Source organism: Streptomyces sp. NPDC015131, assembly GCF_043079975.1.
In the GTDB taxonomy this organism is placed as follows: domain Bacteria; phylum Actinomycetota; class Actinomycetes; order Streptomycetales; family Streptomycetaceae; genus Streptomyces.
Genome location: NZ_JBIBVB010000002.1, coordinates 909,892 through 936,534, shown reverse-complemented (window position 1 = coordinate 936,534; position 26,643 = coordinate 909,892). Strand labels below are relative to the sequence as shown.

Annotated in this window: 22 protein-coding genes and 2 tRNA genes; 14 read left to right on the top strand and 10 right to left on the bottom strand. The window is 71.0% G+C overall.

The window, feature by feature from the left end:
* Positions 1-129: 129 nt before the first annotated feature.
* Positions 130-2,688, bottom strand: coding sequence for an aminopeptidase N (gene pepN, locus ACF08D_RS09860; RefSeq protein ID WP_392222040.1), 2,559 nt, complete (start codon positions 2,686-2,688; stop codon positions 130-132).
* Between the two features lie 160 nt (positions 2,689-2,848).
* Here pepN and ACF08D_RS09855 point away from each other — a divergent pair, with 160 nt between their 5' ends.
* Positions 2,849-3,487, top strand: coding sequence for a DsbA family protein (locus ACF08D_RS09855; RefSeq protein ID WP_392222039.1), 639 nt, complete (start codon positions 2,849-2,851; stop codon positions 3,485-3,487).
* Positions 3,488-3,666: 179 nt separating this feature from the next.
* Here ACF08D_RS09855 and ACF08D_RS09850 read toward each other — a convergent pair whose 3' ends face one another.
* From ACF08D_RS09850 to ACF08D_RS09835, 4 genes are all read right to left on the bottom strand, one after another.
* Positions 3,667-4,311, bottom strand: coding sequence for a superoxide dismutase (locus ACF08D_RS09850; protein ID WP_392222038.1), 645 nt, complete (start codon positions 4,309-4,311; stop codon positions 3,667-3,669).
* An 88-nt stretch (positions 4,312-4,399) separates the two neighbouring features.
* The gene (locus ACF08D_RS09845) at positions 4,400-5,494 is read right to left on the bottom strand and encodes a glycerophosphodiester phosphodiesterase family protein (RefSeq protein WP_392222037.1); all 1,095 of its coding nucleotides are present in this window, start codon (positions 5,492-5,494) and stop codon (positions 4,400-4,402) included.
* Positions 5,495-5,668: 174 nt separating this feature from the next.
* Positions 5,669-7,078 (bottom strand): amino acid permease, encoded by a 1,410-nt coding sequence (locus tag ACF08D_RS09840; protein WP_392222036.1) that lies wholly within the window; start codon positions 7,076-7,078, stop codon positions 5,669-5,671.
* Between the two features lie 161 nt (positions 7,079-7,239).
* Positions 7,240-8,625, bottom strand: a complete 1,386-nt coding sequence (locus ACF08D_RS09835) for an amino acid permease (RefSeq protein WP_392222035.1) — start codon at positions 8,623-8,625, stop codon at positions 7,240-7,242.
* A 252-nt stretch (positions 8,626-8,877) separates the two neighbouring features.
* Here ACF08D_RS09835 and ACF08D_RS09830 point away from each other — a divergent pair, with 252 nt between their 5' ends.
* The gene (locus ACF08D_RS09830) at positions 8,878-9,468 is read left to right on the top strand and encodes a biotin transporter BioY (RefSeq protein WP_392222034.1); all 591 of its coding nucleotides are present in this window, start codon (positions 8,878-8,880) and stop codon (positions 9,466-9,468) included.
* A gap of 99 nt (positions 9,469-9,567) precedes the next feature.
* Here the strand turns inward: ACF08D_RS09830 and ACF08D_RS09825 are convergent, their stop codons facing one another.
* Positions 9,568-11,004 (bottom strand): amino acid permease, encoded by a 1,437-nt coding sequence (locus tag ACF08D_RS09825; RefSeq protein ID WP_392222033.1) that lies wholly within the window; start codon positions 11,002-11,004, stop codon positions 9,568-9,570.
* Between the two features lie 147 nt (positions 11,005-11,151).
* On the opposite strand from ACF08D_RS09825, the gene ACF08D_RS09820 reads away from it, so the two are divergent.
* Together ACF08D_RS09820 and ACF08D_RS09815 are read left to right on the top strand one after the other, a co-directional pair.
* A complete protein-coding gene (locus ACF08D_RS09820; protein WP_392222032.1) occupies positions 11,152-11,640 on the top strand; it encodes a ribose-5-phosphate isomerase in 489 nt (162 codons plus the stop codon).
* A gap of 372 nt (positions 11,641-12,012) precedes the next feature.
* Positions 12,013-12,822 (top strand): Fpg/Nei family DNA glycosylase, encoded by an 810-nt coding sequence (locus ACF08D_RS09815; RefSeq protein WP_392222031.1) that lies wholly within the window; start codon positions 12,013-12,015, stop codon positions 12,820-12,822.
* Here ACF08D_RS09815 and ACF08D_RS09810 read toward each other — a convergent pair.
* Positions 12,810-14,039 (bottom strand): GNAT family N-acetyltransferase, encoded by a 1,230-nt coding sequence (locus tag ACF08D_RS09810; RefSeq protein ID WP_392222030.1) that lies wholly within the window; start codon positions 14,037-14,039, stop codon positions 12,810-12,812. The genes ACF08D_RS09815 and ACF08D_RS09810 overlap by 13 nt on opposite strands.
* A gap of 106 nt (positions 14,040-14,145) precedes the next feature.
* Between ACF08D_RS09810 and ACF08D_RS09805 the strand changes: the two genes are divergently transcribed.
* Entirely contained in the window at positions 14,146-15,291 is a 1,146-nt protein-coding gene (locus ACF08D_RS09805; RefSeq protein WP_392222029.1) for a PP2C family protein-serine/threonine phosphatase, read from the top strand.
* A 10-nt stretch (positions 15,292-15,301) separates the two neighbouring features.
* Positions 15,302-15,748, top strand: coding sequence for an HD domain-containing protein (locus ACF08D_RS09800; protein WP_392222028.1), 447 nt, complete (start codon positions 15,302-15,304; stop codon positions 15,746-15,748).
* Here ACF08D_RS09800 and ACF08D_RS09795 read toward each other — a convergent pair.
* Entirely contained in the window at positions 15,738-16,856 is a 1,119-nt protein-coding gene (locus ACF08D_RS09795) for an acyltransferase family protein (RefSeq protein ID WP_392222027.1), read from the bottom strand. The two genes, ACF08D_RS09800 and ACF08D_RS09795, sit on opposite strands and share 11 nt — an antisense overlap.
* Before the next feature lie 410 nt (positions 16,857-17,266).
* On the opposite strand from ACF08D_RS09795, the gene ACF08D_RS09790 reads away from it, so the two are divergent.
* Together ACF08D_RS09790 and ACF08D_RS09785 are read left to right on the top strand one after the other, a co-directional pair.
* Complete coding sequence (locus ACF08D_RS09790) at positions 17,267-17,461, top strand: hypothetical protein (protein ID WP_392222026.1); 195 nt, start codon at positions 17,267-17,269, stop codon at positions 17,459-17,461.
* A gap of 77 nt (positions 17,462-17,538) precedes the next feature.
* Positions 17,539-17,904 (top strand): hypothetical protein, encoded by a 366-nt coding sequence (locus ACF08D_RS09785; protein ID WP_392222025.1) that lies wholly within the window; start codon positions 17,539-17,541, stop codon positions 17,902-17,904.
* Positions 17,905-17,972: 68 nt separating this feature from the next.
* Here the strand turns inward: ACF08D_RS09785 and ACF08D_RS09780 are convergent.
* Positions 17,973-18,046, bottom strand: a tRNA-Gly gene (locus ACF08D_RS09780).
* Positions 18,047-18,196: 150 nt separating this feature from the next.
* On the opposite strand from ACF08D_RS09780, the gene ACF08D_RS09775 reads away from it, so the two are divergent.
* The 5 genes from ACF08D_RS09775 (at position 18,197) to clpX (ending at position 22,832) form a co-directional block, all read left to right on the top strand.
* Positions 18,197-18,273, top strand: a tRNA-Pro gene (locus ACF08D_RS09775).
* A gap of 173 nt (positions 18,274-18,446) precedes the next feature.
* A complete protein-coding gene (gene tig, locus ACF08D_RS09770; protein ID WP_392222024.1) occupies positions 18,447-19,838 on the top strand; it encodes a trigger factor in 1,392 nt (463 codons plus the stop codon).
* Between the two features lie 241 nt (positions 19,839-20,079).
* Positions 20,080-20,697 carry an ATP-dependent Clp protease proteolytic subunit gene (locus tag ACF08D_RS09765; RefSeq protein WP_344420166.1) on the top strand — a complete coding sequence of 206 codons (618 nt, stop codon included), beginning with the start codon at positions 20,080-20,082 and terminating at the stop codon, positions 20,695-20,697.
* Positions 20,698-20,741: 44 nt separating this feature from the next.
* Positions 20,742-21,413 carry an ATP-dependent Clp protease proteolytic subunit gene (locus ACF08D_RS09760; RefSeq protein ID WP_392222023.1) on the top strand — a complete coding sequence of 224 codons (672 nt, stop codon included), beginning with the start codon at positions 20,742-20,744 and terminating at the stop codon, positions 21,411-21,413.
* 135 nt (positions 21,414-21,548) lie between these two features.
* On the top strand, positions 21,549-22,832 hold the full coding sequence (gene clpX, locus ACF08D_RS09755) for an ATP-dependent Clp protease ATP-binding subunit ClpX (protein WP_031129255.1): 1,284 nt from the start codon (positions 21,549-21,551) through the stop codon (positions 22,830-22,832).
* A gap of 73 nt (positions 22,833-22,905) precedes the next feature.
* Here the strand turns inward: clpX and ACF08D_RS09750 are convergent, their stop codons facing one another.
* Positions 22,906-23,844, bottom strand: a complete 939-nt coding sequence (locus tag ACF08D_RS09750; protein ID WP_392222022.1) for a hypothetical protein — start codon at positions 23,842-23,844, stop codon at positions 22,906-22,908.
* A gap of 139 nt (positions 23,845-23,983) precedes the next feature.
* Between ACF08D_RS09750 and ACF08D_RS09745 the strand changes: the two genes are divergently transcribed.
* A complete protein-coding gene (locus ACF08D_RS09745) occupies positions 23,984-26,632 on the top strand; it encodes a valine--tRNA ligase (RefSeq protein ID WP_392222021.1) in 2,649 nt (882 codons plus the stop codon).
* The last annotated feature ends 11 nt before the right edge of the window (positions 26,633-26,643 follow it).

The following is a 26,643-nucleotide window of genomic DNA, read 5'->3' as shown; positions in this document are numbered from 1 at the left end:
CGCTGTTACACGCCCGTCGACAATCCGGGACAACCCCGTCCTAAAGTACGGGCGTTCGACTGCCGATCAGGGGGCCCCGCCCCCGCCTCCCACCTGCTCCGGAGCCGCCCGCCCCGGAGCGCCGGCCTCCTACCGCGCCGCGCCGGCCGCCGCGTCGCACGCCTGTGCCCGCAGCGCCCGGGCCAGGTCGTCGCGCGCCTCCAGCACCAGGCGCCGCAGCGCCGGGGCCGCCGACTCGTGCGCGGCGAGCCACGCGTCGGTGGCCTCCAGCGTCGACGGCTCGTCCCGCAGCGACGGGAACAGCCCGCGCACCACGTCCATGCCGATCTGGATGGACCGCTCGGCCCACACCCGCTCGATCGCCTCGAAGTACTTCGGCGCGTACGGAGCGGTCAGCTCCCGCTGCGACGGCTGCGCGAAGCCCGCGATCGTCGCCTCCACCAGCGCGTTGGACAGGGCGTCCGACTCGACCACCTGCGCCCACGCCTGCGCCTTCACCGCCGCCGACGGGCGGGACGCCAGCGCACGCACCTGGTGCCGCTTGCCCGACGCCGTGTCGTCGCGCGCCAGCTCGGCCGCGATCGCCGCCTCGTCCGCCCGGCCGTGCGCGGCCAGCGGCGACAGGAACGACCAGCGCAGCTCCTGGTCCACGTCCAGCCCGTCGATCTTCGCCGAGCCGGTCAGCAGCCCCTCCAGCAGCTGGAAGTCCGTCTCCCGCGAGGCCGCCGACGCGAAGAACCGCGCCCAGGTCAGCTGGTGCTCACTGCCCGGCTCCGCCGACCGCAGCTCCCGCAGCGCGCCCTCCGCCAGCAGCCGGCCGCCCTCCTCGCGCCACTCGGGCGCCGCGTAGTGCACCAGCGCCGACCGCGCCCAGGCGTGCAGCATCTGGAGCACCCCGATGTCCGACTCGCGGCCCGCGAACGCCAGCACCAGCGCCACGAAGTCCCGCGCCGGCAGCAGCGCGTCCCGCGTCAGGTTCCACAGGGCCGACCAGCACAGCGCCCGCGCCAGCGGGTCCGACAGGCCGCCCAGGTGCGCCCGCAGCGTGGCCAGCGAGTCCGGGTCGAAGCGGACCTTGGCGTACGTGAGGTCGTCGTCGTTGACCAGCACCAGCGCCGGGCGCTCCGCACCCGCCAGGTCCGCCAGCACGGTCCGCGCGCCGGTGACGTCCGCCTCCACGCGTGCGTACCGCACCAGCTCGCCCTCCGGGGACAGCCGGTACAGGCCCACCGCCAGCCGGTGCGGGCGCGGCCGGCCGCCCTCCTGGACCACGGCCAGCTCCGCGATCCGGCCGTCCTCGCCGTACGCCACCTCCGGCGTCAGCACGTTCACCCCGGACGTCTCCAGCCAGGAGCGGGACCACGCCCGCATGTCCCGCCCGGACGTCTCCTCCAGCACCGACAGCAGGTCGTCCAGGCGGGTGTTGCCGTAGGCGTGGCGCGTGAAGTACCGCCGGGAGCCCTCCAGGAACGCCTCCCGGCCCGCGTACGCCACGAGCTGCTTGAGCACCGCCGCGCCCTTGGCGTAGGTGATGCCGTCGAAGTTCAGCTTGGCGTCCTCCAGGTCCCGGATGTCGGCCGTGACCGGATGCGTCGAGGGCAGCTGGTCGGCCCGGTAGGCCCACGCCTTGCGGCTGTTGGCGAAGGTCACCCAGCTGTTGGTGAAGCGGGTCGCCTCGGCCAGCGAGAAGGAGCCCATGAAGTCCGCGAAGGACTCCTTCAGCCACAGGTCGTCCCACCACCGCATGGTGACCAGGTCGCCGAACCACATGTGGGCCATCTCGTGGAGGATGACATTCGCCCGGCGCTCGTAGGCCGCCCGCGTCACCTTGCCCCGGTAGACGTACTCCTCCCGGAAGGTCACCATGCCCGGGTTCTCCATCGCGCCGAGGTTGTACTCGGGCACGAACGCCTGGTCGTACTTCCCGAAGGGGTACGGATAGTCGAAGTGCTCGTGGAAGAAGTCGAACCCCTGCTTGGTGATCAGGAAGATGTCGTCCGCGTCGAAGTGCCTGGCCAGGCTCTTGCGGCACATCGCACCCAGCGGGATCTCCAGCTCCCCGCGCCGGTAGGTGTCCGTCACCCGGTGGTACGGCCCGGCCACCACACAGGTGATGTACGTGGAGATCGGCGCCGTCTCGGCGAACCGCCGCACCTCGCCGTCCCGGGACTCCTCCGCGCCGTTGCTCCACACCGACCAGCCCTCGGGCGCCGTCACCTCGAAGCGGTAGGGCGCCTTCAGGTCGGGCTGCTCGAAGTTGGCGAACACCCGCCGGGCGTCGGCCGGCTCGTACTGGGTGTAGAGGTAGACCTCGCCGTCCTCCGGGTCGACGAACCGGTGCATGCCCTCGCCGGTCCGGCTGTACGCGCACTGCGCGTCCACCACCAGCACGTTCTCGTCGGCGATGCCGTCCAGCGCGATCCGGGCGCCGTCGAAGACGACCGCCGGGTCGAGGGCGCGGCCGTTGAGCGTCACGGCGGTCACCGACGGGGCGATCAGGTCGGCGAAGGTGGCGGTCCCGCGCCCGGTGCGGCGGAAGCGGATCGTGGTCACCGAGCGGAAGGTGCGGGGCTCCGACTCGCTCCCGCCGACCGCGGACCGCAGGTCGAGCGCGACCTCGTACCCGTCGACGGACAGCAGCTCGGCCCGTTCGCGGGCCTCGTCGCGGGACAGATTCTCACCGGGCACGGGCGGCACTCCTTCGTGGCTCGTTGTGACAGCAGTGATCCTCCCACGCGCCACTGACGCCCGGGTGACCGCCGGGAATGCCACCGCGCCCGGCGGCGTTGTGCCGGGGACGAACCCGGCCGATCATGAGCGCCCCGCCGCGCCCACCATGAGGAGTGAGATGTCCGAGAGCAGGACCACCGCCGACTTCTGGTTCGACCCGCTGTGCCCCTGGGCGTGGATGACGTCCCGCTGGATGGTGGAGGTCGAGAAGGTCCGCCCGGTGGACGTGCGCTGGCACGTGATGAGCCTCGCCGTCCTGAACGAGGACAAGCTCGACGAGCTGCCCGAGGAGTACCGCGAGATGCTCGCCACCGCCTGGGGCCCGGTCCGGGTGGTGACCGCCGCCCGGCAGCTGCACGGCGACGAGGTGGTCGGCAGGCTCTACACCGCCCTCGGCACCCGCTTCCACACCAAGGGCGAGGGCCACACCCCCACGGCGATCCGCGAGGCGCTGGAGGACGCCGGGCTGCCCGTCTCCCTCGCGGAGTACGCGGACAAGGACACCTACGACGCGGAGCTGCGCGCCTCCCACGAGGAGGGCATCAGCAAGGTCGGCCAGGAGGTCGGCACCCCGGTCATCGCGGTGCCCGGCGCGGACGGCGAGCAGATCGCCTTCTTCGGCCCGGTCGTCACCCCGGCCCCCCGGGGCGAGGAGGCCGCCCGGCTGTGGGACGGCACGCTGGCGGTGGCGTCCGTGCCCGGCTTCTTCGAGCTCAAGCGGAGCCGCACCCAGGGCCCCGACTTCAGCAACCTATAGCCGCAGCGAGCTGCAGCTGTAGCTGTAGCGAGCCGTCGCCGCAGCCACCTGTCGCCGCGCGCACAGAAGGCCCCCCGCGAGTCATGTCCTCGCGGGGGGCCTTCCTTCATCCGCCTGCCCGGTGAAGGTTGAGAAGACGATCACGAGCAGGACGTCTCAGGCGCCCGCTGCCCGGGGCGTCAGGGGGCGATCAGCGGGGTGCGGTCCTTGGCCTGGGTGTAGCGCTTGGCCACGTCCTGCCAGTTGACGACCTCCCACATCGCCTCGATGAAGTCCACCTTCTGGTTCTTGTACTGCAGGTAGAAGGCGTGCTCCCAGGCGTCGAAGACCAGGATCGGCACGGAGCCCTGGCCGACGTTGCCCTGGTGGTCGTAGACCTGCTCGACGATCAGGCGGCCGCTGACCGGCTCGTACGCCAGGACGCCCCAGCCCGAGCCCTGGGTGGTCGCGGCGGCCTTCGACAGCTGGGTCTTGAACTTGGCGAAGGAGCCGAACGACGCGGAGATCGCCTCGGCCAGCTCGCCCACGCCGTCCGCCGCCAGCGGCTCGCCGCCGCCGCCGTTCTTCTTGCCCGTCATGTTGTGCCAGTAGATGGAGTGGAGGATGTGGCCGGAGAGGTGGAACGCGAGGTTCTTCTCCAGGCCGTTGATGGACCCCCACTGGTCCTTGTCCCTGGCCTCCTCGAGCTGTTCGAGGGTGTCGTTCGCGCCCTTGACGTAGGCGGCGTGGTGCTTGTCGTGGTGCAGCTCGATGATCTGCGGGTTGATGACCGGCTCGAGCTCCGCGTAGTCGTACGGAAGTTCAGGAAGTGTGTAGATCGCCATGTCCGAGCCCTCCGACTGCTGCTGCTTCTTGCGAACTATTGCGAACGATATGCAGATGCAGGCTAGCAGCAGGTCCGGCCGGAATTGATCAGCCCTTCGTCCTAGGGCGCGAGTCCCGGGCGAGCACGGCGAGGTCCGGGAAGTCGGTCACCACGGCGTCCACACCGAGCGCGAAGTGGTGGTGGTACTCCGCGAAGGCGTCCCCGAAGGCGTCCGGATCGGCGCCCCGCCGCAGCGCGGCCGGCAGGTACCGGTTCTCGGCGCGGAAGGTGTAGGCGCCCACCCGCAGCCCCGCCGCGCGGGCGTCCGCCGGCAGCGGGGAGGGCGGCACCAGGGACGACTTGTCGGGCCCGATCCACTGGGCGTACGCGGCGATCGCCCGCAGCCCGGCCGGGGTCATCATGTCCTGGTACGTCTGGGGATGCCCGTACGGGCCGCCGGAGGTGCCGAGGGCCTGCCAGAGCGGGACGCCCAGGTCCTCGGCGGCGAGCAGCCGCAGGCTCGACGGCTCGAACGACTGGATCACGCACTCGCGCGGGCCGAGCCGGAGCCGGCGCACCGCCGCGGCCAGCACGGGCTCCAGCGGCAGCCCCACCGAGCGGAAGTACGACGGGTGCTTGGTCTCCGGGAAGACGGTCACCGTCCGGCCGTGACGCCGGGACAGGTCCCGCGCCAGCGCCACCACCTCCTCGAAGGTCATCACCCGCTGGAGCCCGTCGAAGACGGTGTTGCGGTTCCGGATCAGGGGCAGCCGCTCGACCGCCCGCAGGGTCCTGATCTCGGCGAGCGTGAAGTCCTCGGTGAACCACCCGGTGACCGCCCGCCCGTCGACCGTCCTGGTGGTGCGCCGCCCGGCGAACTCGGGGCGCCGGGCGACGTCCGTGGTGCCGGAGATCTCGTTCTCGTGCCGTACCACGAGGTGGTGGTCCCGGGTGGCGACGAGGTCCGGCTCGATCCAGTCGGCGCCGGTCTGCACGGCCAGCGTGTAGGAGGCCGCCGTGTGCTCGGGCCGCCAGCCGGCCGCCCCCCGGTGGCCGATCACCAGCGGGCGCCGGGGGCGCGGTGGACCGCCCGCCACGCGCGCGTGGGCGGGCTCCCGGGCGGACGCGGGGGAGGCGGCGGCGGTGGTGGTCGCGGCGGCGGCGGTCGCGCCCGCGGCGAGGAGTACGGAGCGTCGATGCATGCCCCGAAGCTAGGGCGGCCACCCGGCCCCGCCGGGGCGGCTTCACGTCCTGTGCGGGCGGTTTTCACCTCCCCGTACGGCAGGGAGGGCGCGTACGGGAACGGCAACGGGAAACGGGGGAGCCCCGGCGCTTCGCGCGCCGGGGCTCCCCCGTCGTACCGGACCGGGGCCGGGTCAGTCCGTCCGGCCCGCGCCCAGCTTCTGCCGGGCGAAGCCGACGACGGCCAGGAACAGGGTCAGGCCGCCGGTGTAGTAGAGCTGGAGACGGGTGTCGGGCTCCCGGGCCATCAGGACGAAGACCGCAGCCATGCCGGCGAGCGCCACCCACGTCAGGTACGGGTACAGCCACATCTTCACGACCAGCTTCTCGGGCGCCTCGCGCTCCAGCCGGCGGCGCAGCAGCAGCTGCGAGGCGGCGATGAAGAACCAGACCACCAGGATGATCGCGCCGATCATGTTCAGCAGCCAGGCGAAGATGTCGTCCGGACGCCAGTAGTTGAGCAGCACGCACACGAAGCCGAAGACCGACGACGCCAGCACCGCGACGCGCGGCACCCCGCCGGTGACCTGGCCGAGCCACTTCGGGCCCTGGCCGCGCCCCACCAGGGAGCAGGCCATGCGCGAGGCACCGTAGATGTTGGCGTTCATCGCCGAGAGCAGGGCGACCAGGACCACCACGTTCATGATCTGGCCGGCCGCCGGGATGCCCAGGAAGTCCAGCGTGGCGACGTAGGGGCCCTTCTCCACGACCGACTCGTGGGTCCAGGGCAGCAGGGTGACGACCACGGCCATCGACCCGACGTAGAAGATCGCGATGCGCCACATCGCCGTCCGCACGGCCTTGGCGACGCCCGCGACCGGGTGCTCGGACTCGGCGGCGGCGATGGTGACCGTCTCCAGGCCGCCGTAGGCGAAGACGGAGGCGAGCAGGCCGACGATCAGGCCCTCGGTGCCATTGGGCATGAAGCCGCCGTGGCCGGTGAGGTTGCCGGCGCCGGGGGAGTCGGTGCCGGGCAGCACGCCCGCGATGGCCAGGACGCCGATGCCCAGGAAGAGCACGATCGCGCCCACCTTGAGCGCGGCGAACCAGAACTCGAACTCGCCGAAGTTCTTCACCGCGGCCAGGTTCGTGACGCAGAACAGCACCATGAACAGGGCCACCCAGGCCCACTCCGGTGTGCCCGGGAACCAGCCCGTCATGATCTGCGCCGCGCCGATGCCCTCCAGGCCGACCGCCACGCACAGCAGGAACCAGAAGGACCACCCGGCGGTGAAGCCCGCCCAGGGGCCGATGGCCCGCTCGGCGTGCACCGAGAACGAGCCGGACGCCGGGTTCGCCGCGGCCATCTCGCCCAGCATGCGCATCACGAGCATGACGAGGGCGCCGGATATCGCGTACGCCAGGATGATCGACGGACCGGCGGCGGCGATGGCCTTGCCGGAACCGACGAACAGCCCGGCGCCGATGACCCCGCCGAGCGCGATCATCGACAGGTGCCGTTGCTTGAGGCCGTGCGAGAGCGGCGCGTCGGCCGGTGCCGGCTCGACCGGGGTCGCGTCGGCGGGCGCGGAGGTCCGTGACATGGGGGTGCCCTGTTCCGTAGCTGAGACGGGGTGCGGATGCGGGGGTGGCCCAAGGGTCCGGGCCGGTCCCACAGTGTGGGCGGGCCCACCGCTCACAGGGAACAACCGCCCGCTATACGGACACCGTGCTCACACAATGTGAAGGATCGCGCACACAATCATCACGACCGTCGCGTACGCAGCTCCCGCACCCACGCCACCAGCAGCACCGCCCCGGTCGCCCCCGCCGACCACAACACCTGCGCCCGCGACCCCCGGTCCAGCAGCATCAGCACCAGGACCGCCGCCATCGCCGCCAGCGCCGCCCATGTCAGCCACGGGAAGCCCCACATCCGCAGCGTCAGCCGCTCGGGCGCCTCGCGCTCCAGGCGCCGCCGCAACCGCAGCTGCGACACCGCGATCAGGCCCCACACGAACAGCAGCACCGCCCCCACCGCGTTCAGCATGTAGAGGAACACCGAGTCGGGCCACTTCAGATTGAGCAGGACGGAGACGAAGCCGAACGCCACCGACGCCAGCACCGCCCGGCGCGGCACCCCTCCGCCCGACACCGCCAGCAGCCCCTTCGGCGCCTCCCCGCGCTCCGCGAGCGAGAAGACCATCCGGGACGAGCCGTACAGGTTGGCGTTCAGCGCCGACAGCAGCGCCACGAACACCACCACGTTCATGATCTGGCCCGCGCCCGGCACCCCGATCGCGTCCAGCACCGCCACGTACGGGCTCTGCCCCGGCACCATCGACGTCCACGGCAGCAGCGTCACGATCACCAGCATCGACCCGACGTAGAAGAAGAGGATCCGCCACACCGCGCTGCGCACCGCCCGCGCCACATTGCGCGCCGGGTCCTCGGACTCGGCCGCGGCGATCGTCACGACCTCCAGCCCGCCGAAGGCGAACACCACCGCCAGCACCCCGGAGACCACCCCGTCCCAGCCGTTCGGCAGGAAGCCGCCCTGCCCGGTGAGGTTGGCGAGCCCCACCGGCGCGGTGTCCGGCAGCCACCCGGCGATCGCCGCCACCCCCAGGGCCAGGAACAGCACGATCGCGCCCACCTTCAGCGCGGCGAACCAGAACTCGAACTCGCCGAAGTTCTTCACCGCCGCCAGGTTGGCCGCCGTGAACACGACCATGAAGACCAGCACCCAGGCCCACTGCGGCACGCCCGGCACCCAGCCGTTCGCGATCCGCGCCGCGCCGGTCGCCTCCACCGCCAGCACGACCACCAGCAGGAACCAGTAGAGCCAGCCGACCGAGAAGCCCGCCCACCGGCCGAGCGCCCGCTCCGCGTGCACCGAGAAGGCGCCCGACGCGGGCATCGCCGCCGACATCTCCCCGAGCATCCGCATCACCAGCATCGCGAGCGCGCCCGCGATCAGGTACGACAGCACGATCCCCGGGCCGGCGACCGCGATCCCCGCGCCCGAGCCCACGAACAGCCCGGCGCCGATCACCCCGCCGAGGCCCAGCATCGTCAGGTGCCGCTGCTTCAGCCCGTGCGACAGGGGTTCGGGTGCCGGGCCGAGCGGCGGGGGAGGGGCGTCGTGCATGGCGCTCGTACTCTCAGGTATTTGGAAGGACTCCACAGTCTCTCCACTGGCACCCCGTTGGCGCAAAAGGGATGGTCCACCCGGCGACCCCTAGTGACGCGTATCACGCCGGACGAGGTGTCCCGGGGTTCTTTGTGTGAACCCCACCAACCCCCGGTGAGGCGCTTTGTGGTCGGCGGACGGTGATCGGGCGTTCACTCCTGGGCTACGGTCGGCCTGTCCCGCACGCCCCTCACCCCCGCCGGAGTCCCGATGAGCACCGCCGCAGTCCCCGCCCGCACCGGAGTGGTCCTGGCCGACCTCCTGCCCACCGGCCGCACCCGCGTCCGCGACCTCGCGCTCGTCGCCGGTGGCGCCGTGCTCACCGGTGTCGCCGCGCAGATCGCCGTCCCGGTCCCCGGCTCGCCGGTCCCGGTCTCCGGCCAGACCTTCGCGGCCCTGCTCGTCGGCACCGCCCTCGGCGCCCGCCGCGGCTTCCTGTCCCTCGCGCTCTACGCGGTCGTCGGCATGGCGGGCGTCCCGTGGTTCGCCCAGGGCACCTCCGGGTACGCCATGCCGTCCTTCGGCTACATCCTCGGCATGCTGCTCGCCGCCACCGTCGTCGGCGCCCTCGCGCGGCGCGGCGCCGACCGCTCCGTCCTGCGCACCGCGGGCACCATGGCGCTCGGCTCCCTGATCATCTACGCGGTCGGCGTCCCCTACCTCGCCCTCGCCACCGGCATGAGCCTGTCCCAGGCCGTCGCCGCGGGCCTCACCCCCTTCCTCATCGGCGACGCCGTCAAGGCGGCGCTGGCGATGGGCCTGCTGCCCACCGCCTGGAAGGCCGTCGGCCACAAGGGCTGAAGGCTTGTCCGTACGTAAGGGAAGAGGCTCCCCGCACCGGCCGGTGCGGGGAGCCTCTTCGTTCGCGTCGTTCGCGGGTCCGTGGGGGCGGCGCCTTCGTCAGGTGAGCGACGCGGCCTTCCGGCGGCGGCGGTCCAGGACGACACCCGTGCCCACCACGAGGACGGCGACCAGCACCGAGGCCAGCACGACCTCGCGGTTCGCGTCGTCGAACAGCATGTAGACCAGCACGAACGAGATCATCGCGGCGGTCGCCCACGTCAGGTACGGGAAGAGCCACATCTTCACCGTGACCTTCTCCGGCACCTCCCGCATCAGGATGCCCCGCATCCGCAGCTGGGTGAAGCAGATCACCAGCCAGACGAACAGCGCCACCGCGCCCGAGGAGTTCAGCAGGAAGAGGAAGACCGTGTCCTTGAACGCGTAGTTGAAGTACACGGCGACGAAGCCGAAGACCACCGAGGCGAGGATCGCGGCCGTCGGCACGCCCTTCGCGTTGACCTTGGCGAACGCCTTCGGCGCGTCACCCCGCTCACCCAGCGAGAACGCCATGCGGGACGCGGTGTAGAGGCCCGAGTTCAGGCAGGACAGCACGGCCGTCAGCACGATCACGTTCATGATCTGGCCGGCGTGCGCGATGCCGATGGAGTCGAGGGCCGCGACGTACGAGCCCTTCTTGACGATCGACGGGTCGTTCCACGGCAGCAGCGTCAGGACGACGAAGATCGAGCCCAGGTAGAAGACCGCGATACGCCAGATGACGCTGTTGGTCGCCTTGGTGACCGCGCGCCGGGGGTCCTCCGACTCACCGGCGGCCAGCGTGACGATCTCGCTGCCCATGAAGGAGAAGACCACCATCAGCACACCGGTGAGGATGGCGCCCGCGCCGTGCGGGAAGAAGCCGCCCGCGTCGGTCAGATGGGCCAGCCCCGCACCCGGGTTGTCCGACCCCGGCAGGAAGCCGAACACGGCCAGCAGGCCGATGACCACGAAGGCACCGATCGCCACGACCTTGATGCCGGCGAACCAGAACTCGAACTCGCCGTACGAGGACACCGACACGAGGTTGGTGGCCGTCAGCACCACCATCACGATCAGCGCCCACGCCCACTGCGGCACGGCCGGTATCCAGCCCTCCAGGATCACCGCGCCCGCCGTCGCCTCGACGGCCAGCACCACGACCCAGAAGAACCAGTACAGCCAGCCGATCGAGAAGCCCGCCCAGCGGCCGAGGGCCCGGTCGGCGTACGCGGAGAACGAGCCGGAGTTCGGGCTCGCCGCGGCCATCTCGCCGAGCATGCGCATCACGAACACGACCAGCGCGCCCACGATCATGTACGAGATGAGGATGGCGGGGCCGGCCTTGGCGATGCCGCCGGAGGAGCCGACGAACAGGCCGGCGCCGATCACGCCACCAATGGCGATCATGGACAGGTGGCGGTTCTTGAGCCCGGCCTTGAGACCGTCGGGGGACTGCGAAGTGCCGGGTTCTCCGGGCACTCCGCCTTCCTTCGGCAGGGTCGACTGCGTCGTCATGGACGATTCCTAACGTCTGTGCGGCGCTCGGGTTACGAGCCCGAGCATGCAAGCACGAGACCGGGACGCACCGAAAGACCCGATTCCGGATCGTGATACGCGGGCCCCGGCGACCCGCCCCGCCCCGCGCGTGCCACACTCGGACCCATGCGCGTGTACCTCGGCTCCGACCATGCCGGCTTCGAACTCAAGAACCACCTCGTCGAGTGGCTCAAGGCCCACGGCCACGAGCCCGTCGACTGCGGCCCCCACATCTACGACGCCCAGGACGACTACCCGCCGTTCTGCCTGCGCGCCGCTGAGCGGACGGCGGCCGACCCAGACAGCCTCGGCATCGTGATCGGCGGCTCCGGCAACGGCGAGCAGATCGCCGCGAACAAGGTGAAGGGCGTGCGGGCGGCGCTCGCCTGGAGCGAGCAGACGGCGGCGCTGGGCCGCGAGCACAACAACGCGAATGTGGTGGCCATCGGCGGCCGGATGCACTCGGTGGAGGAGTCCACGAAGTTCGTGGAGACGTTCCTGAGCACGCCGTACTCGGGTGAGGAGCGTCACACGCGCCGGATCGAGATGCTCTCGGCATACGAGACGACCGGCGAGCTCCCCCCGATCCCCCCGCACCACCCCCAGGAAGCCTGACCCCCCCGGCGCGCCCCCGCCCGCCGTCCCCCACGTTGTGGGCAATCGTCCCGCAGGGCGATGGGGGTCCCCCCTGCTCGAGCGAAGCCGAGAGCTTGGGGGAGGGTGGGCACAACGGACCGGTGCGGTGCCGGTGGGTGGGGGGTGTGGCCCCTCCGGGCTCACCTCCTCGCGGTCGGCGGGGCACCCAGCCGGAAGGGTGACCGTGCGACGCCGCCGATCCGCTGCGGGGGCGACCCTGCACGGCCCCACCCCGGCCGTACGCCGACTGCAGGCCGTGGGTATAGGGCACGGCCCCACCCCGGCCGTACGCCGACTGCGGGCCGTCAGTGGGGGCCACGGCACCGTTCGCTCGCGTACAGAAGGAGAACCGTGCCCGAAGGGCATACCATCCACCGGCTCGCCCAGGACCACCGCACCCGCTTCGCCGGCCACCCCGTCCGGGTCACCAGCCCCCAGGGCAAGTTCTCCGACAGTGCCGCGCTGCTCGACGGCCGCGTCCTCGACGGCGCCGAGGCGCACGGCAAGCACCTGTTCCTCGAGTTCGGGGACACCGGGTGGGTGCACATCCACCTGGGGCTGTTCGGCAAGGTCCGCTTCGGGGACGCGCCCGCCCCGCCGCCCACCGAGACCGTACGGCTGCGCATCGCCGGCGCCGGCGCGTACATGGATCTGCGCGGCCCCACCACCTGCGCCCTGATCACCGCACCGGAGAAGCGGGCGATACACGAGCGGCTGGGGCCCGACCCGCTCCGGGACGGCGACGACCCGGAGAAGGCGTGGCGCCGGATCTCCCGCAGCCGCACCACCATCGCCGCCCTGCTCATGGACCAGAAGGTCGTCGCGGGCGTCGGCAACGTCTACCGCGCCGAAGTGCTCTTCCGGCACGGCATCGACCCGTACCGGCAGGGGCGGGATCTCACCGAGGGCGAGTGGCACGCGATCTGGGCCGACCTCGTCGCCCTGATGCGCGAGGGCGTGCGCAACAACCGCATCGACACCGTCCGCCCCGAGCACACCCCCGAGGCCATGGGCCGCCCGCCGCGCGTGGACGACCACGGCGGCGAGGTGTACGTGTACCGCCGCGCCGCCCTGCCCTGCCACGTGTGCGGCGGCGACATCCGTACCGCCGGCCTCGCCGCCCGCAACCTCTTCTGGTGCCCCGGCTGTCAGAAGCCGTGAGGCAGCCAGGGCGCGACCGGGGCCCCGAAGGCGAGGGACGCGCCGGCCAGCGCCCCCGGCCGCAGCTCCCGTACCAGACCGGCGTCCGCCAGCACCGCGAGGGAGGCGCCGCCCAGATACGCCGCGCCCAGCTCCCGTACCGACAGGGCGAGGTCCGCGGCGTCCTCGGTCCGTGAGCAGGTGGCCCCCTCGGGGCCGCCCGACAGCCGCCAACGCCCCGTGTTCCAGGGGCAGAAGGCGTCCTCCACGTCGAACACCACGTCCACCGGCACCTGGTACGTCCTAGCCTCCAGCGCCCTGGGCAGGTCCACCAGCCGCAGGTGCAGCCCGTCCTGGACGCGCACCTCGCAGCGCCGGACGTCGGAGACCAGGTGCTGCCACGCGTCGTCCACCGGCCGGTTGCCCACCTCGACCGACGCCATCAGGTCGATGCCGCACAGGAAGCGCCACACCGCCGCGTACGCCGCCGGGTCCAGCGCGCCCATGGCCCGCAGCCGCACCGTCCCGTGCGGGCCGGCCGGGCCCCACTCCGGGCGGGTGCTGTACAGGGCGTACCCCACGACCTCGCCGGCCCGCTCGGCCAGGACGCACTGGAGCGGCGAGGCGCCGTTCCGGTCGCCCGGCGGGTCGAGCAGCGGCACGCGCTCCCAGCCGGGGGCGCGGGCGAGCATCCCCGGCCGCCCGGGGACGAGCCGGGCGTACACCTCCTCGCACGCGGCGCTCGCCTTGTCGGGCGCGACGAGCCGCAGGGCTACGTCATCCGTCCCTCCCGGCACGGACATCCGTACGCGGGTGGTGTCGATCCGGGCGCGCAGCTGCCGGGTGGCGACGCCGTAGCCGAACCGCCCATAGATCGCCGGTTCCGACGCCGTCAGTACGGCCAGTGGCTCACCGCCCGCGAACACGTCGTCCAGCTGGCGCCGCATCATCGAGGTGAGGACGCCGCGCCGCCGGTGCGTGGGCGCCACGGACACCATGGTCACCCCGGCCGCGGGCACCAGCGCGCCGCCCGGCACCGACAGCCGGAAGCCGAAGGCCCCGGCCGTACCGACGCAGGCGTCCCCGTCCCAGACACCGATCGAGCGCTCCCGCTCGGTCAGCGAGCGCCACAGCTCCCGCTCCTGCGGGCTCTCCGGCACGCCTCCGAACGCCAGCTCCAACTGCCCGTACCAGCGGTCCCATTCACCGGACCGGAGCACGCGTAAGTCCCTCGTCATATGCCATGCGTACCAGTCGGGGGTGATCGCGGCGACCCAATTTCGAACGCAATGTCACAGGGGTCCCCCTGCACGCGGGGCCACCGGGTGGATAGGGTCCAGGCCAATGGCCCGCAGCGCACGAGTGGACGCGTACCTGGCCCGGATGCGGAAGTCCGCCCGCCGGGCCAAGGTCGGCCTGCGCAAATCCGGAGTGGACTACTTCCGCGGCGACGGCTCGGACTGGATCGCCCTGGCGGGGCTGCTCCTCACCATCCCGGCGATCTCCTTCCTCACCATCGCCACCCCGGTGTGGGCCGACCCGTCCGCGCTCGTCCTGCCGATCGTCGCGGGCGGCCTGCTGCTGCGCCCGGCGAGCCTGCTGGCGCTGTACGCGGCGGCGGCGGGCGCCCTGATCGTGGAGTCCGCGGTCCTCGGCCCCTACCCCGAGGGCGCCGCCCGGGTCACCCCGGGCACGGTGCTGGTGGTGGCGGCGTGCGGGCTGTTCGGGCTGCTGATCGCCCAGTTCCGGGCCCGCGTCGGCGTGCCCTGGAGACGCGGCGGCACCATGCTCTTCGACCTGCGCGAACGCATCCGGGTGCAGAGCGCCCTGCCCCGGCTGCCCCGGGGCTGGCACCACGAGATGGCGCTGCGCCCGGCGGGCGGCCAGTCCTTCTCGGGCGACTTCGTGGTCGCCGCCCGCACCAACGGCGGGCGCACCCTGGAGGTCGTCCTCACCGACGTGTCCGGCAAGGGCATGGACGCGGGCTCCCGCGCGCTGCTGCTGTCCGGCGCCTTCGGCGGGCTGCTGGGCTCGCTCCCGCCGCACGGCTTCCTGCCGGCCGCCAACGGCTACCTGCTGCGCCAGGACTGGGACGAGGGCTTCGCCACCTCCATCCACCTGGTGCTGGACCTGGAGTCGGGCGACTACGAGCTGCTGTCGGCGGGCCACCTCCCGGCGCTCCAGCTGCACGCGGGCACCGGCCGGTGGGAGGAGAAGGCCGGCGAGGGCCCGCTGCTGGGGGTGTACGACGGCGCCGAGTTCCACCCGGTCAAGGGCTCGCTGCGCCCCGGTGACGTCCTGATGCTGTTCACCGACGGCCTGGTCGAGGCGGCGGACCGGGACATCGCGGAGGGCATCGACCGGCTCACCGGCGAGGCCGACCGCCATGTCCCCTCCGGCTTCGAGGGCGCGGCCTGGCACCTGATCGAGGCGTGCGCCAAGGACGTCAACGACGACCGGGCGCTGCTGCTCATCACCCGTGACGCGTAGAGGGGTGTGCATGACGTACTGGTCGCTGGCCGAGGTCGAGGCGCTGGCGCGGGAGGCGCACGCCGGGCAGACCGACAAGGCGGGCCGCCCCTACGCCGGGCATCTGGCGGCGGTCGCCGAGGGGGTACGCGCCCGGGGCGGCTCCGACGAGCAGGTGGCCGCGGCGTGGCTGCACGACGCCGTGGAGGACGACCGGCTGTCGGAGGAGTGGCTGCGGGGCGCCGCGCTGCCGGAGGCCGTGAAGGACATGGTGCTGGCGCTCACCAAGCGGCCGGGCGAGGACCTGGCGGCGTACACCGCGCGGGTGCTGGCGGTGCCGGGCGCCCTCCTCGTCAAGGAGGCCGACCTGGCGCACAACGCGGATCCGGGCCGCCTCGCCGTGCTGGACGAGGCGACCCGGGACCGGCTGGCGGCCAAGTACGCGAGGACGCGGGCGCTGCTGGGCCTCAGCGGCTGAGCCCCGCCGTGTCCCGCGGGTCCTTCCGGAAGGCCCAGGCCATCCGGGGCTCGGTCACGCACCGCAGGGCGCGGCGCACCGGGGGCGTGCACATCGCGGTCACCGCGGCGGCGGCCACCGCGGTGACGGCGACCCGGCCGAGGGGCGTGTCGAGCCGGTAGGCGGGGACGAGCGGCCAGTACTCCATGGCCTTCACCAGGAAGCCGTGCAGCAGGTAGCCGCAGATGGTGCCCGCGCCCAGCGCGGTGAACCAGGTCCGCCGGCGCGGCACCCAGGCGAGGAAGGCCGCCGTGAGCACCAGGGCGCAGCCGAACAGGGCGAAGGTCATGACCGGGCCCGCCCACCAGGGGGCGTCCAGCTCCTCGGCGCTGGTGCTGCGGTAGAACCAGCTCATCCGGATGTCCGGGGCGATCCAGTAGGTGAACGCCAGCGCGCCGAGCGCCACCGGTACGGCCGCGATCCGGACCGCGCGCCGCCGGACCAGGTCGAAGTGCTCGGGCTTCAGCAGCAGGCCGAGCACGAAGAACGGCAGGAACTGGAAGATCCGCTGGAGGTCCAGGTCCTGGCCGATGCCGGGGGTGAGCGAGGCCAGCGCGGCGAGGCCCAAGGCGATGGGCAGCGGGTGGCGCAGGGTCTGCCACAGCGGGGTGGACAGCCGCCAGGTGAACAGCGCGATCAGGAACCAGGTGAGGTAGATCGGGTCGGTCAGGCTGATGGCCTGGTCCGGGGTGCCGCCCGCCCAGCGCCGGTAGAGCGAGTACGCGACCTCGAAGACCAGGTACGGCACGACGATTCCGCTGACCAGCCGCTTGAGCTGGTCGGGCCGTCCGGTGAAGCTCCGCGAGAAGTAGCCGGAGACGATGATGAACGCCGGCATGTGGAAGGTGTAGACGAACATGTAGAGCGCCCGGGTGGCCCGGCTGCCCTCCATGACGGGCTCCCACGCGTGCGCCATGGCGACGAGCACGATCGCCAGGTACTTGGCGTTGTCGAAGAACGGGTCGCGGCCGGGTCTGTCCGCCGCGCGCCCGGGGGTGCTCTTCGTGGTCTCGGGCTCCCTGACCGGGGGGAGCAGGGTCTGCTGATTTCCATGCGGAGCCTGGAACATCTGAGGCACCATGCCACGCCCCGGCGTATTCGTAAAACTCGTCGGCGTGGCGGTCCATTCCTTTCTGAAACCGCCGCCAACCGCACCCTATGCCCCATTTAAGCGGTATTAAATGGGGCAAATCTCTACGCGATGTGTGACGCGGAATTACTCGCCGAGCACGCTGAGAAATTCCTGTGAGCAGTATGTGTGTGACGTGAAACGATCACATTGAATGGGCGGTCCGCTTTCCGTCGCGCCACCGGGGCGGGCCGGAGCGGCGGGCGGCGCCCGGACACCGCCTCTGTGAACGATGTGTCAGCCGGGCTCAAAGCGGGGCAGGTTGGTGGCACGATGGACCGAACGGGGGGCGCCGGGCCGTGCACCCCCGGGGCCGGCAAGGTGGACCGACCGAGGGTGTGTGATCAGTTGTGGCCATTTCACTGTCCGTGGTGCTGCTGTTGGCGATCATCCTCGTGGTGATGATCCGCGGCGGCTCCCTCAAAGCAGGTCCCGCGCTGGTCGCCGTGCTCTTCGGCTTCTTCCTCGCCTCGTCCGGAATGGCGCCGTCCATACAGCGCTTCCTGGACTCGATCGCCTCCACGATCAACCAGATCAGCTTCTGAGGCACCGGCCCGTCCGGGTCGCCGCGGCCCCCGGCCGGACCGAGACTGGAAGAAGGGGTGCCGACCGAGGAGGCACCATGACGGCAACCACGCGCGAGGACACCCCCGTCGCCATCGAGGGCGGTGGGGTGGAACTGCGGATGACGGAGCTCGGCGGCGACATGACCGCCGCGTTCGTCCGCCTCCCCCGGGGCACGGATCTCGGCCCGGCCCTCAAGGGCCTGCCCGGCGATCTGTGCCAGTGCCCCCACTGGGGCTACCTCTTCTCGGGGCGCCTCCGCATGCGCACCGCGGACGGGGAGCGGATCTACGAGGCCGGCCAGGCCTTCTACTGGGAACCGGGGCACGCGCCCGAGGCGCTGGAGGACTGCGAGTACCTGGACTTCTCTCCCACCAAGGAGTTCGACGAGGTCATCGGCCATGTGAAGGCGCAGATGGGCTGAGGCCGCGCCGCCGGGAAACGCCGCACGGCCCGGGGGAGGAGGCTCTCCTCGCCCGGGCCGTGACCGGATGGAGCGGGCGACGGGAATCGAACCCGCGTAGCTAGTTTGGAAGACTAGGGCTCTACCATTGAGCTACGCCCGCAGGCAACGCACCGCGGACTCGAGAGGGCCGCGGCACGAACGCACCGTCATCGTAGCGGGTCGTGCGCGGTCGCCGCACACCCCTTCCCGGGGCGCGCGCGAAACTCACCGACGCACCGGCGCGGGACATGTACCCTACGTGTCGCACCGACGGGGTGTGGCGCAGCTTGGTAGCGCGTCCGCTTTGGGAGCGGAAGGCCGTGGGTTCAAATCCCGCCACCCCGACCACCGGACGCGCCGGATCGCGCGCCTGACCAAGATCACATTGTGGGTGGTCTCCCGCTTGCGGTTACTATGCAAGCTGCGTGCCCGTGTGTCTCTCTGACCGGGCCGAATCCGCCGGAACCGCCCGCAAGCGGCACCGGCAGAATCCCAGAATCAGCCACCAAGGAGACCGAACCGTGAAGAGCGCCGTTGAGACCCTGAACCCGACCCGGGTTCGGCTCACTGTTGAGGTGCCCTTCGAGGAGCTCAAGGACAGCCTCGACGCGGCGTACAAGAAGATCAACCAGCAGGTCACGGTCAAGGGCTTCCGCAAGGGCAAGATCCCGGCTCGTGTCATCGACCAGCGGTTCGGCCGGGGCGCGGTGCTGGAGGAGGCCGTCAACGACGCCCTCCCGAAGTTCTACACCGACGCGGTCAACGAGGCCGAGGTCAACCCGCTGGGCCAGCCCGAGGTCGACATCACGGAGCTGAAGGACGGCGAGCTGCTGGCCTTCACCGCCGAGGTCGACATCCGTCCGTCGATCGAGATCCCGGACTACTCCGGCATCGAGGTCACCGTCGACGCCGTCGAGGTGACCGATGAGGACGTCGAGAAGTCCGTGGAGCAGCTGCGCGACCGCTTCGCCTCCACCAACCCGGTCGAGCGCGCCGCCGCCGAGGGCGACGTCGTCACGATCGACCTCGAGGCCAAGGTCGACGGCGAGGTCCTCCCGGACGGCGTCGCGAGCGGTGTGCAGTACACGATCGGCTCCGGCGAGCTCCTCGACGGCATCGACGAGGCCGTCACCGGTCTCGAGACCGGCGGCGAGGCCACCTTCACCTCGCAGCTGAAGGGCGGTTCCGCCGAGGGCAAGGACGCCGAGGTCTCCGTCAAGGTCACCCAGGTCGCGGCCCGTGAGCTGCCCGAGCTGGACGACGAGTTCGCGCAGATGGCGTCCGAGTTCGACACCCTCGACGAGCTGAAGGCCGACAGCCGCAAGCGCCTCGAGAACATGAAGCGGTACGACCAGGCCACCCAGGCCCAGGAGCGCGTCCTCGACGAGCTGCTGAAGCTGGCCGAGGTGCCGATCCCCGAGAAGCTCCTCGAGGACGAGGTCAACACCCGCAAGCACAACCTGGAGCACCACCAGCTCGGGCAGATGGGCCTGGACCTGGAGAAGTACCTGGAGCTGCAGGGCAAGACGGTCGAGGAGTTCGAGACCGAGACCCGCGAGCAGGCGGTCAAGGGCATCAAGACCCAGTTCATCCTGGACGAGCTGGTCAACAAGGAGAAGCTCAACGTCAACCAGGAGGAGCTCACCGAGCACCTCATGCGGCGTGCGGCCTCCTCCGGCATGAGCCCCGACCAGTTCGCCCAGGCCGTCGTCGAGGGCGGCCAGGTGCCGATGCTCGTCGGCGAGGTCGCCCGCGGCAAGGCCCTCGCGGTCGTCGTCGAGGCCGCCAAGGTGGTCGACACCAACGGCGAGCCGGTCGAGCTGGACGACGACGAGGACGAGGCGGGCGAGGCCGCCGAGGCTTCCGCCGAGCAGTCCGAGGACAAGGCCGCCGAGGACAAGACCGAGGCCTGAGCCCCGGCCCCGGCATGAACGGTCCGACGGGCCCGATCCGCACCCGCGTGCGGTCGGGCCCGTCGCCGTACGGGCCCCGCCGGCCCAACTACCTTGCGCTCCCAGCGAACAGTTCGGGAACCGGGATGGCGCCCGCCGACCAGCGCGTTAGGGTCCATGAATACGAGGGCAGGGGAGTACCCGCCCCCAGTACGTACGACGCTGAGACGGCCGGAGCCGTCAGAGACGAGCAGGTGGATACGTGACGAATCTGATGCCTTACGCCGCGGGTGAGCCGTCCATCGGTGGTGGCCTCGGCGACCATGTCTACAACCGGCTGCTCGGCGAGCGGATCATCTTCCTCGGCCAGCAGGTCGACGACGAGATCGCGAACAAGATCACTTCGCAGATGCTGCTCCTTGCCGCCGACCCGGACAAGGACATCTACCTCTACATCAACAGCCCCGGTGGCTCGGTGACGGCCGGCATGGCGATCTACGACACCATGCAGTACATCCCGAACGACGTCGTCACCATCGGTATGGGCATGGCGGCCTCCATGGGCCAGTTCCTGCTCACCGGCGGCACCCCCGGCAAGCGCTTCGCGCTGCCGAACACCGACATCCTGATGCACCAGGGCTCCGCCGGCATCGGCGGTACCGCATCGGACATCAAGATCCAGGCCGAGTACCTCCTCCGTACCAAGAAGCGCATGGCCGAGATCACCGCGCGCCACTCCGGCCAGTCCGTGGAGACGATCATCCGCGACGGTGACCGCGACCGCTGGTTCACCGCCGAGGAGGCCAAGGAGTACGGCCTGATCGACGACATCATGTCTGCCGCCGCGGGCGTTCCGGGCGGTGGCGGCACCGGCGCCTGAGCGCCGCCCGCCCCCTGCCTCCCAGCCCGCCGAACGCCACCAGGATGGTGAACACCCCTATGAGCAACTTCTCCGCGAGCGGCCTCTACACCGGCCCGCAGGTGGACAACCGCTATGTCGTCCCGCGCTTCGTCGAGCGCACCTCGCAGGGCGTGCGCGAGTACGACCCGTACGCGAAGCTCTTCGAGGAGCGCGTGATCTTCCTCGGCGTGCAGATCGACGACGCCTCCGCCAACGACGTGATGGCGCAGCTGCTGTGCCTGGAGTCGATGGACCCGGACCGTGACATCTCGATCTACATCAACAGCCCCGGTGGGTCCTTCACCGCGCTGACGGCCATCTACGACACGATGCAGTTCGTGAAGCCGGACATCCAGACGGTGTGCATGGGCCAGGCGGCGTCCGCCGCGGCCGTGCTGCTCGCCGCCGGCACCCCCGGCAAGCGGATGGCCCTGCCCAACGCGCGCGTGCTGATCCACCAGCCGTCCGGCGGCACCGGCCGTGAGCAGCTCTCCGACCTGGAGATCGCGGCCAACGAGATCCTGCGCATGCGCACCCAGCTGGAGGAGATGCTGGCCAAGCACTCCACCCAGCCGATCGAGAAGATCCGCGACGACATCGAGCGCGACAAGATCCTCACGGCCGAGGACGCGCTGGCGTACGGCCTGGTGGACCAGATCGTCTCGACCCGCAAGAGCACCGCGGCGGCAGCCTGACGCACCGACCTTCCCTTGGCACGGTGTGAACCGTGCCAAGGGGGGCCCGAACGAGGGCCCCGGCAAGGTACCGTCGGATATGAGGCACCAGGAGCGACTGAACCAAGCCGCTCCCAGGCGAAGGGGAAGCACCTCGTGGCACGCATCGGTGATGGCGGCGACCTGCTCAAGTGCTCGTTCTGCGGAAAGAGCCAGAAGCAGGTGAAGAAGCTCATCGCAGGCCCCGGTGTGTACATCTGCGACGAGTGCATCGACCTCTGCAACGAGATCATCGAGGAGGAGCTCGCCGAGACCTCCGAGGTGCGGTGGGAGGAACTGCCCAAGCCGCGCGAGATCTACGAGTTCCTGGAGGGGTACGTCGTCGGGCAGGAGCCCGCGAAGAAGGCCCTCTCCGTCGCGGTGTACAACCACTACAAGCGCGTCCAGGCCGGCGAGAACGGCGGCGCGCAGGGCCGGGACGACGCGATCGAACTCGCCAAGTCCAACATCCTGTTGCTGGGCCCCACCGGCTCCGGCAAGACGCTCCTGGCCCAGACCCTCGCCCGGATGCTCAACGTCCCCTTCGCCATCGCCGACGCGACGGCGCTGACGGAGGCGGGCTATGTGGGCGAGGACGTCGAGAACATCCTGCTGAAGCTCATCCAGGCCGCCGACTACGACGTCAAGAAGGCCGAGACGGGCATCATCTACATCGACGAGATCGACAAGGTCGCCCGGAAGAGCGAAAACCCGTCCATCACACGGGACGTGTCGGGCGAGGGCGTCCAGCAGGCCCTGCTGAAGATCCTGGAGGGCACCACCGCCTCCGTCCCGCCGCAGGGCGGACGGAAGCACCCGCACCAGGAGTTCATCCAGATCGACACGACGAACGTGCTGTTCATCGTGGGCGGTGCCTTCGCCGGCCTGGAGAAGATCATCGAGTCGCGCGCGGGTGCGAAGGGCATCGGCTTCGGCGCCACCATCCGCTCCAAGCGCGAGATCGAGGCGAGCGACCAGTTCCAGGAGGTCATGCCGGAGGACCTGGTGAAGTTCGGGATGATCCCCGAGTTCATCGGCCGCCTCCCCGTCATCACCTCCGTCCACAACCTGGACCGCGAGGCCCTGCTCAAGATCCTCGTCGAGCCGCGCAACGCCCTGGTGAAGCAGTACCAGCGGCTGTTCGAACTGGACGGCGTCGAGCTGGACTTCGACCGCCCCGCCCTGGAGGCCATCGCCGACCAGGCCATCCTCCGCGGCACCGGCGCGCGCGGCCTGCGCGCCATCATGGAGGAGGTCCTGATGTCGGTGATGTACGAGGTCCCCTCCCGCAAGGACGTGGCCCGCGTGGTCATCACCGAGGACGTCGTCCACAACAACGTGAACCCGACGCTGGTCCCGAGGGTCGTCAAGGACCAGGGCCGCCACGAGAAGTCCGCGTAACGGCACGCAGCACACCCAAGGGCGCCCGCCCGGTTCCACCGAACCGGGCGGGCGCCCTTCGCCGTGCGGTGCGTCAGGACTTGACGCGCACCTCCTTGCGGAGCTTCGCGGCCGTGCTCGCCGCCTCCTCGGGCGGAGCCGCCTTACCGCTGAGCGCGCTCGCCAGGTCGATCGGCATCACGAAACCGACCGTGCTGTGGTCGCCCCACACGCACAGCGACATCGTGAACTCCGTCGGGCCCCCGGAGCCCGAAGCGCCGGCCGGCTTGCTCTTGATCTGCTGGCACTTGAGGACGGCGCCCTCCAGCTCCGCGGGCTTGTACTCCTTGGGGCTGCCCAGCAGTTCGGCATCGCCGCTCTTGTCCTTCTCGGACTCCACCTTGACCGCCGCGAAGACCGCGTCCACCACGGCCTCCGGGTCCTCGATCTCCCCGTAGGCGCCGCCGAACTGGAGCATCTTGCCCGTCAGCGGGTTGTCCGGGTCGCCCGACTGGTAGGCGGCCTCCACGTTCTTGGCGTTCTTGACGCCCGCCGCCTCCGCGTCCTTCAGGAAGTCGTCGTCGGAGGAGCCGCCGCTCCCGCTGGACTTCTTGTAGTCGGTCAGCACCGTCTCCGGCGTCACCAGCTTGTGAGGACCGTCGTCCGCGACGTCGGCGCCGCCCCCGCCGCCGAAGACGAAGTACGCGCCCACGCCGATCGCCGCCACCGCCGCGACCGCGCCGATGATGATGCCCGTCTTCTTCTTGCCACCCGCGGCCGGCGGGGGCGGGGGGTAGGCGCCGGGGCCGGCGCCGTACGGGGGCTGCTGCGGGGGCTGGCCGTACGGGCCCGGCTGGCCCGGCTGCTGGGGGTAGCCGTAGCCCTGCTGCGGCACGCCCTGCGGGGCCTGCTGGGGGTAGCCGTAACCGGGCTGGGGGGCCTGCGGCTGCTGCTGGCCGTAAGGACCCGGCTGACCGTACGGTCCGGGCTGCTGGGGCTGTCCGCCGTACGGGCCCGGCTGGTTGTGACTCATTAAGGGGTTCCCCCTCCGAATGCTTATGCGTTCCTCACATCCTGGCCGAAACCCGTGCCCCGCGGCACGGCGGGGGGTCACACCGTTACCGAACATTCCCGTTTCAGTACGGCCCTGTGACACCTCTAAACTGTGGCCCGTGACCGAGAACACTCAGCAGCAGCCAGCGTCCGTCCCCGAACTGCCGACCCAGTACGCGCCGGCCGAGGTAGAGGGGAAGCTGTACGAGCGCTGGGTGGAGCGCGGTTACTTCACGGCCGACGCGACGAGCGAGAAGCCCCCGTACACCATCGTCATCCCGCCACCGAACGTCACCGGCAGCCTCCACCTGGGCCACGCCTTCCAGCACACGCTGATGGACGCCCTCACCCGCCGCAAGCGGATGCAGGGCTTCGAGGCGCTGTGGCTGCCCGGCATGGACCACGCCGGCATCGCCACCCAGAACAAGGTCGAGCAGCAGCTCGCCGAGGAGGGCAAGTCCCGCCACGACCTGGGCCGCGAGGAGTTCACGGAGCGGGTCTGGCAGTGGAAGGAGGAGTACGGCGGCAAGATCCTCGGCCAGATGCGCCGCCTCGGCGACGGCGTCGACTGGTCGCGTGAGCGCTTCACCATGGACGAGGGCCTGTCCAAGGCCGTCCAGACCATCTTCAAGCGGCTCTACGACGACGAGCTGATCTACCGCGCCGAGCGCATCATCAACTGGTGCCCCCGCTGCCTCACGGCCATCTCCGACATCGAGGTGGAGTACCAGGAGGACGACGGCGAGCTGGTCTCCATCCGGTACGGCGAGGGCGACGAGACGCTCGTCGTCGCCACCACCCGCGCCGAGACGATGCTCGGTGACACCGCCGTCGCCGTACACCCGGACGACGAGCGCTACAAGCACCTCGTCGGCAGGCGCATCAAGCTGCCGCTGACCGACCGCACCATCCCGGTCGTCGCCGACACCCACGTCGACCCCGAGTTCGGCACGGGCGCCGTCAAGGTCACCCCGGCCCACGACCCCAACGACTTCGCCATCGGCCGGCGCCACGGCCTGGAGTCCATGACGATCATGGACGAGCGCGGTGTCCTCACCGTCCACGGCCCCTTCCAGGGCCTGGACCGCTTCGAGGCGCGCAGCGCCGTCGTCGGCGCGCTGCGCTCGCAGGGCCGGATCGTGGCCGAGAAGCGCCCGTACGTCCACTCCGTCGGGCACTGCTCGCGCTGCAAGACCACCATCGAGCCGCGCCTGTCGATGCAGTGGTGGGTCAAGGTCGGCCCGCTGGCGCAGGCCGCCGGTGACGCGGTCCGCGACGGCCGGGTGAAGATCCACCCCGAGGACATGTCGAAGCGGTACTTCGACTGGGTCGACAACATGCACGACTGGTGCATCTCGCGCCAGCTGTGGTGGGGCCACCGCATCCCCGTCTGGTACGGCCCGGACGGCGAGGTCGTCTGCGTCGGACCCGACGACGAGCCGCCCGCCGGCGAGGGCTGGACCCAGGACACCGACGTCCTGGACACCTGGTTCTCCTCCGGGCTGTGGCCGTTCTCCACGCTCGGCTGGCCCGAGCGCACCCCGGACCTGGCGAAGTTCTACTCCACCGACGTCCTGCTCACCGGCCACGACATCATCTTCTTCTGGGTCGCCCGGATGATGATGTTCGGCCTGTACGCGATGGACGGCGAGGTCCCCTTCAAGACCATCGCCCTGACCGGACTCGTCCGCGACGAGCGCGGCAAGAAGATGTCGAAGTCCTTCGGCAACGTGGTCGACCCGCTCGACTGGATGGACGCCTACGGCTCCGACGCCGTCCGCTTCACCCTGGCCCGCGGCGCCAACCCCGGCACCGACGTCCCGATCGGCGAGGAGTGGGTCCAGGCGTCCCGGAACTTCGCCAACAAGATCTGGAACGCCACCCGGTTCGCGCTGATGAACGGCGCCACGGTCGAGGGCCCGCTGCCGGACGCCTCCGCGATGTCGGCGACCGACCGGTGGATCCTGTCGCGGCTCAACCAGACCGTCGCCGACGTCGACGCGTACTACGACGACTTCGAGTTCGCCAAGCTCTCGGACGCGCTCTACCACTTCGCGTGGGACGAGGTCTTCGACTGGTACGTCGAGCTGTCGAAGACCACGTTCTTCGGCGGCGGCGAGCCCGCGAAGGTCTCGGCCCGGGTGCTGGGCGAGGTCCTGGACGTCACGCTGCGGCTGCTCCACCCGGTGGTCCCGTTCGTCACCGAGACGCTGTGGACCTCCCTCACCGGCGGCGAGTCCCTGGTCGTCGCCGACTGGCCGAAGGCCGTGTCCGTTCCTGGGGCCGACGCCCCGGGCGGCTTCCGCGACGAGGCCGCCGAGCGCGAGATCGAGCTGGTCCAGCGGGTCATCACCGAGGTCCGCCGCTTCCGCTCCGACCAGGGCCTCAAGGACGGCCAGAAGGTCCCGGCCCGCCTGGACCTGACCGGCACGGCGCTCGCACCGCACGAGGCCGCCATCCGGCAGCTGCTGCGCCTCCAGCCGGAGGGCGAGGGCTTCTCCGCCACCGCCTCCCTGCCGGTCGCCGGCGCCACCGTCGCGCTCGACCTGTCCGGCGCCATCGACGTGGCCGCCGAGCGCAAGCGCCTCGCCAAGGACCTGGCCACCGCCGAGAAGGAGAAGGCCCAGGCCGAGGGCAAGCTCGGCAACGAGGCGTTCCTCGCCAAGGCGCCGGACAACATCGTGGACAAGATCCGCACCCGGCTCGCCAAGGCCGACGAGGACATCGCCCGCATCACGAACCAGCTGGCGACCCTCCCGGAGGCGTGACGGGCACGGCC